Genomic DNA, 12,088 nt, shown 5'->3' with positions numbered 1-12,088 from the left:
GGGCGTGGGGAAGGGGTGTCGGCCTGGAGGCGCGGGTCGGCTGGTCGGGTCAGCTCTCGGTGGCGAGACGGTCGAGCATCAGGTCGTAGCGGCTGCGGTTCCGACGGCGCAGCACCACCGCCTGCACCACGCCGATGGCGGGGACCACGACGACGAGGCCGGTGAGCACGATGCTCACGACGCCGAAGACGCTCTTCCCGGAGCCGTCGACGTCGCCGACGAGCGTCGGGAAGTTCGCCCAGATGAGCGCGGCCGACGCGATCAGTCCGACGAACCCGAGGAGCGGCGCGGCCACGGTGTTCCAGATGCGGGTGTCGGAGCGGTTCCGGCGGAAGTACACGATCACGGCGAGGCTCGTCGCGGCCATCAGGATCGCGACGCCGAGGGTGGCGACGCCGGCGAACCAGCTGAAGACCTGCAGCACCGGGTCGAGCCCGAGCACGGCGAACAGGACCATCAGGACGGCGGCGGTGACCGTCTGCACGATGCTCGAGGTGTGCGGGGAGGCGTGCTTGCGGTGCACGTCGGCCAACCGCCCGGGCAGCAGCGAGGCGTTCGCCATCGAGTGCTGGTACCGCGTGATGACGTTGTGGAAGGACAGCACGCAGGCGAACATGCTCGTCAGCAGCAGCACGTTGAGGACGGCCTCGCCCGCACTGCCGATGTAGCGCGCCGCGGTCGTGAGGATGAGCGAGCCCGGGTCCTTCGCGGCCTCGGCGAGCACACCGTCGGGCCCCCACGCCATGACGAGGCCCCAGGACGCGAGCGTGTAGAACACCCCGATGCCGATCACAGCCGTGTAGGTCGCCCGCGGGATGGTCCGCTCCGGGTCCCTGGCCTCGTCGCGGAAGATCGCCGTGGCCTCGAAGCCGATGAACGCCGCGATCGCGAACATCAGCCCGACACCCGGCGAGCCCGACATCACCTGCGCCGGCTCGAACGGTGCCAGCGACAGCCCGTCGGCACCACCGCGGAACACGATCGCGGCGACGAGCACGAGCACGATGCCGACCTCGCCGACCAGCAGGACACCGAGGACCCGGCTGGACAGGTCGATGTGCCGGTAGCCGAGCACGCCGACGAGCGCCACGACCACCAGGGACCAGACGTACCAGGGGATGTCCGGACCGCCGAGGCCGGTGACGGTCACGCCGAGCAGGTACCCGATGTAGCCGTGCACGCTGACCTGGATCGTCGTGTACGTCAGGAGCGCGAGCGTCGCGGCACCGGCTCCGGCGGGACGACCGAGCCCGTGGCCGACGAAGGTGAAGAACGCCCCGGGCCGCGGCACGTGCCGGGTCATCGCCGCGAGACCGACCGAGAACAGCAGCAGCACGACCGCCGACGCGGCGTACAGCGACGGGAACCCGACACCGTTGCCGAGGAGCATGCCGAGCGGGGCGGCACCGCCGACGACGGTGAGCGGGGCGGCGGCCGCGACGACCATGAACACGATCGCGGTGACGCCGAGCGAACCGCGCATGGTCCGGTGCGGCGCGGGAACGGCTCCGAGTGACGCGGGGTCCTTCGTGATGCTGGACATCGTGGCCTTCCGGTTCGGGTGGGGCGGGGTGACGGTGGGGTGCCGCTTCCGTGGAGCAGCGGGTGCGACCACGGTCCCGCGCTGCGGTTGCGGTCCCGTTCCGCCGCCGTGAAACCCCGTCGCACCCGAATGGGACCGCCCGCGCACCGCTGTCTCATTTGCGTGAGACACCCGCGAAACACGGACGGCACACCGGTGCAACGACCCCGCCGTACCGTTGCCGCATGACCGCGCTCGACCGTGCCATCGCCGACCCGCCCCGGGTGCCCGGTGTCGGCACGCGCTCCCCGGTCGACGGCCTGTCCCGCCGCAGTGTCGGCCCGGTCGACGTCTTCGCGCAGTCGGTGTCCGCGGTGGCCCCGTCCGCCGCGGCGACCACGATCCCGGTGCTCGTCGCGACCGTCGCCGGACCGGGGGCCACGTGGTCGCTGCTCGCGGCGATGGCGTTGTCGTTCCTGGTCGGTCGCACGGTGAACCAGTTCGTCCGGCGCGTGGCCGGCACCGGCTCCCTCTACACCTACGTCTCGCTCGGCCTCGGGCCGGTCGCCGGCGTGGTCGCGGGCGCAGCGCTCCTGCTCGGCTACGGGTTCATCGCGATGTTCTCGCTCACCGGCAGCGGGTACTACCTCGACTACCTGCTGTCTCGCTTCGTCCCCACCGCCGGGGACAGCGCGCTCGTCACCTCGGTCGTCGTCGTGGTCATGGGTGCCGCGGTGTTCGCCGTCATCGCGCTCGGCGTCCGGCTGTCCACCCGGCTGACGCTCCTCGTCGAGTCCCTCTCGGTCGCCGTCATCGTGGTGCTCATCGTCGCCCTCGTCGCCCGGCTCCACCCGGTCGACGCCTCCGCGCTGGCGCTCGGACCGACCGCACCCGCACCGTTCGCGGTCGGCACGGCCCTGGCGGTCACCGCGTTCGTCGGGTTCGAGAGCGCGTCGGTGCTCGGCGTGGAGGCACGACGACCGTTCCAGGCGATCCCCCGCGCGATCTCGTGGACCGTCCTCGTCGCCGGGGTCCTCTACGTGGCGAGTGCGGCGGCGCAGCAGATGGGGTTCGCCGCGATGGGCGGCGACCTCGCGGCGAGCGCCTCGCCCGTCAACGAGCTGGCGAACGCGTCCGGCGTGCAGTGGATCGGGTGGCTGCTCGACCTCGGCATCGCGGCGTCGTTCGCGGCGTGCGCGATCGCCTCGACGACGGCACTCGTCCGGGTCCTGTTCGCGATGGGTCGCGAGGGAGTGCTCCCCCGGGCGTTCGGGCGGGCGTCACCGCGCTTCCGGACCCCGTTCGTCGCGGGTGCGGTCGCGTGCGCGCTGCTCACCGTGCTGCCCGTCATCGGCCTGGCGTTCGGGATCCCGACGTGGTCGCTGATGGAGGCCGAGCTCGTCGTCGCCGCCCTCGGCTACCTCACCGCCTACGCGCTGACGTGCTTCGCAGCGCCGGCGTTCCTCCGCCGGATCGGCGAGCTGACGGCCGGGGTCGCCGTCGTCGCCGTCAGCACGGGTGTGCTCCTCACCGCGGTGCTCCTCACCTACCTCGGCGTCGAGGCCGCATCGCCGCACTGGCCGAGCGTCGCCCTCGCCGTCGGGTCGGTGGCGGCCGTGGTGACCGCGTTCCTGGTGGCCACGCGTCGGCGGCCCTGGTGGCGGGGTGCGAGCCGCGCCGTCTACGACGTGCCGGTCGAGGCGGACCTGCTCCGCGCCTCCAGGCCCCCGGCGGGGACCGACCACACGACGGAGGCGTGATGAGCGAACCCGGCCTGCGCGCCCGGCAGCCGAAGGCGATCCAGAACGCCCTCGCCGTGCTGGAGGCGGTCGCGCACGCCGGGCCCGGCATCACCGCTCAGCAGCTCTCCGACGCCCTCGGGATGCCGCGGGCGACCACGTACCGACTCATCACCCTGCTCGTCGAGGACGAGTACCTCGTGCGGCTGCCGGACCTGCGTGGCTTCGCACTCGGGCACAAGGTCGCCGACCTGGCCGGGGTGTCCGCACCGGCGGCGGTCGCTCCCCTGCCGCCGCTCCCCCGTGCCGTGCGGTCCGTGCTCGCCGACGTGCGCTCCGCCGTCCGTGCCGGCGTGCACCTCGCACGCTACGACGACGCCGGACTGCGCGACCTCGACGTCGACCCGGACTTCCCGCTGCTCGACGAGGGTGCCCTGCGACGGCAGCCGGACCGGAGCGCCATCGGCCGACTGCACATCCTCGGCGGGGGCGGACCGGTGCAGCAGACGGGCGCATTCGCGAAGGGGTTCGGGTGCCTCGCCCTGCCGGTGCTCGGGGAGGGCGGTGTCCTGGTCGCGGGTCTGACGCTCTCGGCGCCCGCGGCCCGGATCGACCGGCCCGGGGAGGCGCTGGCGGTGCTGCGCGGGGCGGTGGCGAAGCTGGAGCCGTTGCTCGGCTGACGACTGCGGCCGGGCTGCACCGCTCGGCGGGGCGCAGCGACGACCTCAGGAACGATCGCGACGAGCGACTTCCGGCGCGACGAGCGCGACGGCGACCGATTCCCCGATGATCACTCCCGCCGCGGCGTAGCCCCATGCGGGCGAGTCGTTCCCCATGCGGACCGTCAGCGCGATCAGTGCGACGGTGGCGGAGCCGATGAACACAGCCGTCGCGAAGGTTCGAGGCAACGCCGCCCGAGACCAGGTCGGCCCCGGCCGGATCAGCCGCGGCACGGACACGATCACCGTGATGGCGACCACGAACCCGACGCCCATGACCGGGCCGACAGCAGCTGCCAGCTCCGGGACCGCCGCGGATGCCGCAAGAGCGGCGAACCCCAGACAACTGATCAGCAGGCCTCCACGAGTGCGCGGCACGTAACTGGGTCGAGTGGTGGTGGTCATCGTGTCGTCTCCGTCACCACTGGCGGCATGGTTCGATGATCGGCCAGACAGGCGCAGCGCTCACGAACCGACGGATGCCGGCGTCGGTCATCGCCGTTCGGATGGCTTCGGTTTCCGTATCCGTGACGCGGGACTCGGCGGCGTTCGCGGGACCGGCGACGAGCATCGACCCGAACATGGCTGCGATGGCGGCCGCGACAAGGGCGGTGCGTCCTGGGGTGGTGGTGAACAACTTCGTGGCGGTCCTTCCGTTCCGAGCGGCGGTGCTCGGTAACTGAGACGCCCGGTAGCCGATCGGCGAATGAGACGAACAACCTCGATCGGCGAGTGCGCCAGCGTGAGGAGCGCCCGCGCAGCGGCGTGGAGGGTCGATCGCCTGGGTAGGCACCCCGAGCTCGCTTCGCAGCGCGGTGGCGACCTACCGGTCTGCCGGATTCAGCCGAAGCTGTAGCCGACTGTCGGACCTCCGACGAACTCCGCGATCACGCTCGCGAGGAGGACCGCGCTCATCGTGGCGACGACGATGAGCGTTGCCACGAATGCACGCGACCGCCTGGCGGGCCTCCACAACAGCAGTGCGAGGAACGCGAGTCCCAGACCGGGAACGACGGCATTGCTGAGTGCTTGCAGGAGGATCAGAACGGCAAGCAGCGCCGGCCGCACCCGTCCTGCAGACCCTCTCGGCCGGAATGTGTCGCCGCTCATCGCTGGCCCGCTTTCTGACGGTCGACATGGGACTCGTCGAGCGAGATCTTACGAGGGAGCCGCGCGCGCCTGCTTCACCTCCGCCCGGCAGCTCGCCCGCGCACTCGACCGAACCGACCTACCGGCGTGAGAACAACGGGGCGCCCGCAACGCTTTCTCCCGCTGAGCCGACAGGTCGTGATCGAGATGCCCCGAGTGTGCCGCAACCCTTGAGGGCGGTGAGGTGGGAGCTTCTCGAAAGTCGATCGTCGAACGAGGCAGGCGCGAGCTAGTCCCACAGGTAGCCGGTAGCCGGATCGATGTCCTTGAGGAAGGCGCGTATCTGGGACGTCGCCTCCTGATCGGTCATCAGGTTCGCGAGCATCGCCGCTCGATCTGCCTCGGTTCCGGCACCGGCCAGAGTTCCACCGAAGCCGTAGTCAGGGTTCGGCCCCTTGATCCACGTGAACTGGAACGAGTCGGCGCGGATCGTCAACGAAAAGGTCTCTCCATCAACCACGAAGTCGCGTCGTGTCGCGGGTTCATGCCTTTCTGACATCGCAGCTCTCCCGGTCTGAAATGAAGCCGCAGCGATTCTTGCAGGCGTTCGACGATGTCGGACCTCGTCACGACGCGTGGATCGCGGCTGTCGTCGTGGGCTCGGCGTGGCTCCCGCGCTCATGGCGGCCTGCTGTCCGGCTGGCGCTTCCGCGGCCCGTCCGTGTATGGTCTCGATCACTGAGGTAAAAGGCGCCGCTCACCGCGGCGCACCAGCACGCGGCATCGAACGAGTCGCCACTTCTTCTCTCGAAGGAGTGTGCCCCGTGTCGCCCAGCCCATCTCTCTCCCGCGGTCGCTTGTCGGCAAGCGCTGCGCCGGCTCGTCTCTCCGACGCCTGGATGGCCCTCGCTGGGTTGTCGGCGGTGTTCCTGTTCGAGATGCTCGACAACTCCGTGCTCAACGTCGCCCTGCCGACGATCGGCCGCGACCTGGGGTCGTCGACGACGGGCCTGCAGTGGGTGTCGAGCGCCTACTCGGTCGCCTTCGGCGGGCTCATGTTGCTCTTCGGCGCCGTGGCGGACCGTGTCGGCCGCCGCCGGGTGATGCTCTCCGGGCTGGTCCTGCTCGCGGTGGCGAGCCTCTCGACCACGGTGATCTCGACGACCGGACAGCTCATCGCCGTACGGGTCGTCATGGGCGTCGCCGCAGCGATGACCACGCCCGGGTCGATGGCGTTGGCGTTCCGGCTCTTCGACGACGAGGGTCTCCGCGTGCGGGCACTCACCGTCATCTCGACCGCGGGGCTCGTCGGCCTGGCCGTCGGACCGACCGCCAGTGGTTTCGTGCTCGCCGTGGCACCGTGGCAGGTGCTGCTGCTGGCCAACGTGCCGATCGCGCTGCTCGCCCTCGTCGGCATCCGGCTCGGTGTCGCTCGTGACGAGCCCGCTGGACTCCGACGCGACCCGGTCGACGTCGTCGGTGCGCTGCTCGGGACCGCCACGGTGGCCGGGGCGCTCCTGACGCCGACCGTGCTCGTCGATGCGGGGAGCGCGTCCCCGTGGGGCTCGCTCACCCTCATCCTCACCGCCCTGTGCGCGGCAGGCTTCGTCGTCCGGGAACGGACGGCACGGCACCCGCTGATCGACCTGCCGCTGCTCGCCCGCCCCCTGGTGTCGAGCGGCCTGGCGTTCAAGGCCGCGTCCGGCCTCGCCGTCGCCGGGCTGTCGTACCTCGTGACACTGCAGCTGCAGTTCGCCTGGGGGTGGCCGCCGGCCCTTGCCGCCGTCGGGACGCTGCCGCAGGTCGTCGTGCTGCTGGCCGGGGGCAGGTTCGTCGGACCGTTCGTCCAGCGGGTCGGCCTCGGCCGGGCTGCCTGGATCAGTGCAGCCGGGGTCGTTTCGGGCCTCGCAGTCTTCGGCGCCCTGAGCCGCCACGGCTACGTGTGGGTGCTCGTCGCGCTCGTGCTCGTCGCCGCCGGCATGCGCGTCGTCGGCGTCGTCGCGGGTGCCTCCGTGCTCACCGGCCTGCCCGTGGACCAGACCTCGGTGGGCGCCGCGCTCGTCGACACCTCGAGCGAACTCGCAGGAGGCGCCGCGGTCACCGCAGCGGGGACCATCGTCGCCGCCTTCGTGACGGGGAGCATCACCACGACCCACTGGACGGCCGCCCGCCTGGGCGACTTCCAGGACGCCCTCGCAGCCGCGGGGCTCGGGCTCACCGTCGTCGCCGCCCTGCTCGTCGTCATCGGCGTGCTCCAGTCACGGAACACCGACCTGACCCGATCGACCACCCACGCCGAGGAGACCGCCCGTGCCTGAGACCACCACGCTTCCCCGCCCACCGTTCGACCCCGAATTCGTCCCCTTCCTCACCGCGATGGACGAACGCGGCCGCTTCCACCTCACCACCGAGATGCTGCCGCCGATGCGACAGCTCGACATGACCGAAGCGCAGCTCGACGAAGGGCTGCACGCCCGCGGCCTGGAGCGGCGCAGCGTCACCGTCCCCGGACATCTCGGCGACCCGATCACCCTCGCCGTGATCCAGCGCATCGGCCGGACGGGACCGGCGGCCTGCGCCTACGCGATCCACGGCGGCGGGATGGTGTTCGGCCACCACCTCGGCAACCTCGACTCCTACGACGAGTGGCTGCTCGTGCACGACGTCGTCCTCGTCAGTCCCGACTACCGCCTCGCGCCGGAACACCCCGACCCGTACCCGGTCGAGGACTGCTACGCCGGTCTCGTCTGGACCGCCGAGCACGCCGACGAGCTCGGCATCGACCCGGCCCGCATCGTCCTCGTCGGACAGAGCGCCGGCGCCGGCCTCGCCGCCGGCACCGCCCTCCTGGCCCGTGATCGCCAGGGGCCGGGCGTCATCGGGCAGGTCCTCGTCAGCCCCATGCTGGATGACCGTGACGCCACCTTGTCCGCACGGCAGTTCGACGGGGTGGGCGTCGCCGACCGTGAGATGACCGGGTTCGGATGGGACGCCTACCTCGGCGACCGACGCGGTGGCGACGATGTCTCCGTCTACGCCGCACCCGGCCGCGCGACCGACCTCGCCGGGCTCCCGCCCGCGTACGTCGACTGCGGCAGCGCCGAGGTGTTCCGCGACGAGACCGTCGCCTTCGCCGGCGCGCTCTGGGCCGCCGGGGTCCAAGCGGAGCTGCACGTGTGGCCGGGCGCGTTCCACGGGTCGACGAGCATGATGCCGGAAGCGGTTCTGTCCCAGCGGGCCACGCAAGCGCTGAGGGACTTCACCGAACGGCTCCTCGACTCCGCCGCCTGACCGCCTGCGGCCGACCCCTCGAGCTGCGTTCCGAGCGGTTTCCGAGCGTGTTCTTGGCACTCTCCAGGGTCGAGTGCTAAAACGTTGGCAGTTGAGTCGAGGGGACTCAACAGCAGACACGAAGGAGTTGATTTCGATGACGATGAACTTCGACCCGTTCCGCGAGCTCGACCGTCTCGCTGGTTCCCTCCTCGGGTCCACCGGACCGCGCTCGATGCCGATGGACCTCTACCGCACCGGGGACCACTACGTCCTCGACGTCGACCTGCCCGGCATCGACCCGGGCTCCGTCGACATCGACGTGGACGGCTCCGTCCTGACCATCCGGGCGGAGCGCACGCTCGGTGCACCGGAGGGCTCGCAGTGGCTCACGAGGGAGCGGCAGCCCGGCACGTACGTCCGCCAGCTCACCCTCGGTGACGGGCTCGACACCGAGCGCATCGCGGCCGGCTACGACAACGGCGTGCTGAGCGTCACCCTGCCGGTGAAGGAGTCCGCGAAGCCGCGGAAGATCGCGGTCACCACCGGTGGCGGTCGCGAGCAGCTCGCCGTCGGCACCGGGGAGTAGGAGCGACAGCGGTGTTCGACCTCGTCAACGCGCTCGCTGCGGTGGCCGCCGTGACCGTCGCCCTCACGCTGTCCAGCCTCGACCGGCGCACGGCTGCCCTGCTCGGCGCGACCGGGAGCCTCGCCGGGAACTTCCTGCTGTGGCTCGCGCTCCCACGCGTGTGGGAGCAGTCGCCAGTCCTGCCCTGGGTCGCCGCGGTCGCGGGCACGGTCCTGCTCATCGCGGGGTGGAGCGCCGTGCGCGCGTACTGGGGCCTGTTCGACCCGCCTCGTCCGGAGGGAACGGACACCGGAGCGGTGGTGACGGTCGGCGGGGCCGGCCGGCAGCTCCGGTGACCGGCAGCAGACAGACGGGAGGCCCGGTGCACGTCGTGCGCCGGGCCTCCCGTCCGTCTGCGGGTGCGATCACTCCTTGTTGAGGGTGTCCTGCACCACTCCGGCCGTCTTCTCGACGATGTTCGGCAGCTCGGTCGTGCCGTAGAGGCGCACGTCCGGGTGGGTGGGCGGCGGCATCGGCACCGACGACGTGGGGCCGTCGTGGTACGAGTACTCGCCCTTGCCGTCGAACGAGGGGCCGCTCGCCCACGGGCCGTCGGCCGCCTCGGCGCCGTCGGAGAAGTTCAGGTACTGGTAGCTGAACTCGGTGTGCTCCTTCGACTGCGGGAAGTTGCTCGGGACGGGGAAGTCCTCGACGCCCTTCTCGCGGAGCTCGGCGGCGGCGGACGCCCACATGTTCTGGTGCATCGTGTCACGGGCGATGAGGAAGCCGAGGAGGTCCCGGACCCCCTTGTCGTCGGTCATGTGGTAGAGCCGGGCGGCCTGCACACGTCCCTGCATCTCGGCGTTCTCGTTCGCCGTGAAGTCGGCGAGGAGGTTGCCGCTGGCGGTGATGTACGAGCCCTGCCAGGGGTTGCCGTTGCTGTCCACGGGGCGCGCACCGGCACCGGCGACGATGGCGTGCTGCACGTCGGTGCCGCCGACGATCGCGGCGACGGTCGGGTCGTCCTGCAGCGCGTCCTCGGTGATCCCGAGGGGCGACTTCTCGAGCAGTTGCGCGATCATCGTCGCGAGCATCTCGACGTGGCCCATCTCCTCGGCACCGATGCCGAACACCAGGTCGCGGTACTTGCCCGGGATGTGCATGTTCCACGCCTGGAACTGGTACTGCAGGGCGACGGAGATCTCCCCGTACTGCCCGCCGAGCACCTCCTGGAGCTTCCGTGCGTAGACCGCGTCGGGCTTCTCGGGGGTCGCCTTGAACTGGAGTTCCTGCTTGTGGAAGTACAAATCGTGCTCCTTCGTTCTCTTCGGTGGTGGGTCAGAGGATCGGGGTGCCGCCGGTGACCGCGATGCGGGCGCCGGAGACGTAGCTGCCGTCGTCGCTGGCGAGCAGGACGTACACGGGCGCGAGCTCGGCGGGCTGCCCCGCGCGTCCGAGCGGCGACTGGCTGCCGAACTGCTCGACCTGCTCCGGCGGCATCGTCGACGGGATGAGCGGGGTCCAGATCGGCCCGGGGGCGACGCTGTTCACGCGGATGCCCCGCGATCCGACGAGCTGTGCGAGGGCGGCCGAGAAGTTCGCGATGCCGGCCTTCGTCACGTCGTAGGGCAGCAGCGTCGGCACCGGGTTGTCGGAGTTGACGGAGCTCGAGCCGATGATCGAGGCGCCGGCGGGCATGTGCGGGAGCGCGGCCTTGACGAGGTGGAAGTAGGCGCTGAGGTTCGTCGCGAGGGTGTGGTCCCACTCCTCGTCGCTGATCTCCTCGAGCGTCTCGTGGGTCATCTGGTACGCGGCGTTGTTGACCAGCACGTCGATCCCGCCGAGCTCCGAGACCGCCTGGTCGATCACCGACCGGCAGTAGGCGGGGTCGCTGACGTCGCCCGGGCTGAGGACGGCCTTGCGCCCGGCGTCCTCGATCCAGCGCTTCGTCTCGTCGGCGTCCTCCTGCTCCTCCGGCAGGTAGCTGATGAGGACGTCGGCACCCTCGCGGGCGAACGCGATCGCGACGGCCCGCCCGATGCCGCTGTCCCCGCCGGTGATGACGGCCCGCTTGCCGGTGAGCTTGCCGGAGCCGCGGTACGACTCCTCGCCGTGGTCGGCCTTCGGGGTGAGTTCCTGTTCGCTCCCGGGCGGCTGCTGCTGGTCGGGCATGGCGTTCCTCCACTCGTGTCGGTCCGTGTGCAGGGGCGATGGTCGGCGTCGCGGTCTGGGTGCCTGTCCGGAGTGGACGATTGACGCGGCGATCCTGGCCGGATCGCGCGGCGCGGTGGCAGGATGACGAGGACGGACAGGGCCGGGTGACGCCATGACGACGACGACGCACGTGATCGAGCCGCTCACCCCTGACGGCGCGCTCGACCTCATCGCCCAGGCGGGAGGCGGCGAGGTCGTCTCGTTCCCGAACGAGCTCACACCGGGCAAGCGGACCTCGTCGTCCTTCTTGCACAACGGGACCAGAGCCATGTTCGAGCAGGCTGGGTTCACGTTCGAACGACACATCGGCAAGAGCAAGACCGTGCTGCGGAAGACGATCGTCCCCGCACACGACCGACGAACAGGAGGAACTCCATGAGCACGAGCACCACCACCGCCTCGGTCACCGCCAAGACCCTGCTCCGCATCGCCCTCGGCGCCGTCCTCGTCTCGCACGGCTCACAGAAGCTGTTCGGCGCGTTCGGCGGCGGCGGCATCGAGGGCACCGCCCAGGGGATGCACGCGATGGGCTTCCGTCCGGCCCGTCGGAACGCCGTCCTCGCCGGCCTCGGGGAGGCCGGGTCCGGCGCCGGACTCGTGCTCGGCCTCGCGACACCGATCGCGGGTGCGGGTGCCGCGACGACGATGGGCGTCGCCTCGAGCGTGCACACCCCGAACGGCTTCTTCAACGCGGACGGCGGGCTCGAGTTCCCGGCGTACCTCGGCTTCACCGCGGCGATGTTCGCGCTCGGTGGCCCCGGTCCGGTCTCGCTCGACCACGCCACGCGGCACGTCTTCGACCGCCCGTGGCTCCGCGCGATCGCCCTGGCAGCCGTCCCGGTGGCGATCGCCGTGCAGGTGGCGCAGCGCCGGAAGGCACTCGCGGCGGACGCCGCGACGCCGCCGGCCGACTCCCCCGCCGAGACACCCGAATCCCAGGGTTCGACGGACCCGAAGGGCGCCTGAG

Annotated in this window: 14 protein-coding genes; 8 read left to right on the top strand and 6 right to left on the bottom strand. The window is 71.2% G+C overall.

Annotation, left to right across the window (positions count from 1 at the left end):
- Positions 1-49: 49 nt before the first annotated feature.
- Positions 50-1,543: an APC family permease gene (locus tag BLT36_RS03445; protein ID WP_092091952.1), complete on the bottom strand. Its 1,494-nt coding sequence runs from the start codon at positions 1,541-1,543 to the stop codon at positions 50-52.
- A gap of 224 nt (positions 1,544-1,767) precedes the next feature.
- On the opposite strand from BLT36_RS03445, the gene BLT36_RS03440 reads away from it, so the two are divergent.
- The gene (locus BLT36_RS03440; protein ID WP_092091950.1) at positions 1,768-3,282 is read left to right on the top strand and encodes an APC family permease; all 1,515 of its coding nucleotides are present in this window, start codon (positions 1,768-1,770) and stop codon (positions 3,280-3,282) included.
- On the top strand, positions 3,282-3,941 hold the full coding sequence (locus tag BLT36_RS03435; protein WP_092091948.1) for a helix-turn-helix domain-containing protein: 660 nt from the start codon (positions 3,282-3,284) through the stop codon (positions 3,939-3,941). Before BLT36_RS03440 ends, BLT36_RS03435 begins: the two co-directional genes overlap by 1 nt.
- 45 nt (positions 3,942-3,986) lie before the next feature.
- Here the strand turns inward: BLT36_RS03435 and BLT36_RS03430 are convergent, their stop codons facing one another.
- From BLT36_RS03430 to BLT36_RS03420, 3 genes are all read right to left on the bottom strand, one after another.
- A complete protein-coding gene (locus tag BLT36_RS03430; RefSeq protein ID WP_139166346.1) occupies positions 3,987-4,385 on the bottom strand; it encodes a hypothetical protein in 399 nt (132 codons plus the stop codon).
- A gap of 13 nt (positions 4,386-4,398) precedes the next feature.
- A complete protein-coding gene (locus BLT36_RS18275; protein WP_139166345.1) occupies positions 4,399-4,617 on the bottom strand; it encodes a hypothetical protein in 219 nt (72 codons plus the stop codon).
- Positions 4,618-5,358: 741 nt separating this feature from the next.
- Entirely contained in the window at positions 5,359-5,565 is a 207-nt protein-coding gene (locus BLT36_RS03420; protein ID WP_092091942.1) for a hypothetical protein, read from the bottom strand.
- Between the two features lie 403 nt (positions 5,566-5,968).
- Here BLT36_RS03420 and BLT36_RS03415 point away from each other — a divergent pair, with 403 nt between their 5' ends.
- From BLT36_RS03415 to BLT36_RS03400, 4 genes are all read left to right on the top strand, one after another.
- Positions 5,969-7,387, top strand: coding sequence for an MFS transporter (locus BLT36_RS03415; RefSeq protein WP_092091940.1), 1,419 nt, complete (start codon positions 5,969-5,971; stop codon positions 7,385-7,387).
- The gene (locus tag BLT36_RS03410) at positions 7,380-8,360 is read left to right on the top strand and encodes an alpha/beta hydrolase (protein WP_092091938.1); all 981 of its coding nucleotides are present in this window, start codon (positions 7,380-7,382) and stop codon (positions 8,358-8,360) included. Before BLT36_RS03415 ends, BLT36_RS03410 begins: the two co-directional genes overlap by 8 nt.
- Positions 8,361-8,496: 136 nt before the next feature.
- Positions 8,497-8,928, top strand: a complete 432-nt coding sequence (locus tag BLT36_RS03405) for an Hsp20/alpha crystallin family protein (protein ID WP_092091936.1) — start codon at positions 8,497-8,499, stop codon at positions 8,926-8,928.
- Positions 8,929-8,939: 11 nt separating this feature from the next.
- Positions 8,940-9,263 (top strand): hypothetical protein, encoded by a 324-nt coding sequence (locus BLT36_RS03400; RefSeq protein ID WP_092091934.1) that lies wholly within the window; start codon positions 8,940-8,942, stop codon positions 9,261-9,263.
- Between the two features lie 69 nt (positions 9,264-9,332).
- Here the strand turns inward: BLT36_RS03400 and BLT36_RS03395 are convergent, their stop codons facing one another.
- On the bottom strand, positions 9,333-10,214 hold the full coding sequence (locus BLT36_RS03395; protein ID WP_092091932.1) for a manganese catalase: 882 nt from the start codon (positions 10,212-10,214) through the stop codon (positions 9,333-9,335).
- Between the two features lie 31 nt (positions 10,215-10,245).
- The gene (locus BLT36_RS03390) at positions 10,246-11,079 is read right to left on the bottom strand and encodes an SDR family oxidoreductase (RefSeq protein ID WP_092091930.1); all 834 of its coding nucleotides are present in this window, start codon (positions 11,077-11,079) and stop codon (positions 10,246-10,248) included.
- A gap of 154 nt (positions 11,080-11,233) precedes the next feature.
- Between BLT36_RS03390 and BLT36_RS03385 the strand changes: the two genes are divergently transcribed.
- Together BLT36_RS03385 and BLT36_RS03380 are read left to right on the top strand one after the other, a co-directional pair.
- A complete protein-coding gene (locus BLT36_RS03385; protein ID WP_254787300.1) occupies positions 11,234-11,500 on the top strand; it encodes a hypothetical protein in 267 nt (88 codons plus the stop codon).
- Positions 11,497-12,087: a DoxX family protein gene (locus tag BLT36_RS03380; RefSeq protein ID WP_092091928.1), complete on the top strand. Its 591-nt coding sequence runs from the start codon at positions 11,497-11,499 to the stop codon at positions 12,085-12,087. Before BLT36_RS03385 ends, BLT36_RS03380 begins: the two co-directional genes overlap by 4 nt.
- The last annotated feature ends 1 nt before the right edge of the window (position 12,088 follow it).

Source organism: Curtobacterium sp. UNCCL20 (assembly GCF_900101675.1).
Classification (GTDB): Bacteria; Actinomycetota; Actinomycetes; order Actinomycetales; family Microbacteriaceae; genus Curtobacterium.
This window is presented reverse-complemented; position numbering and strand designations above follow the sequence as displayed.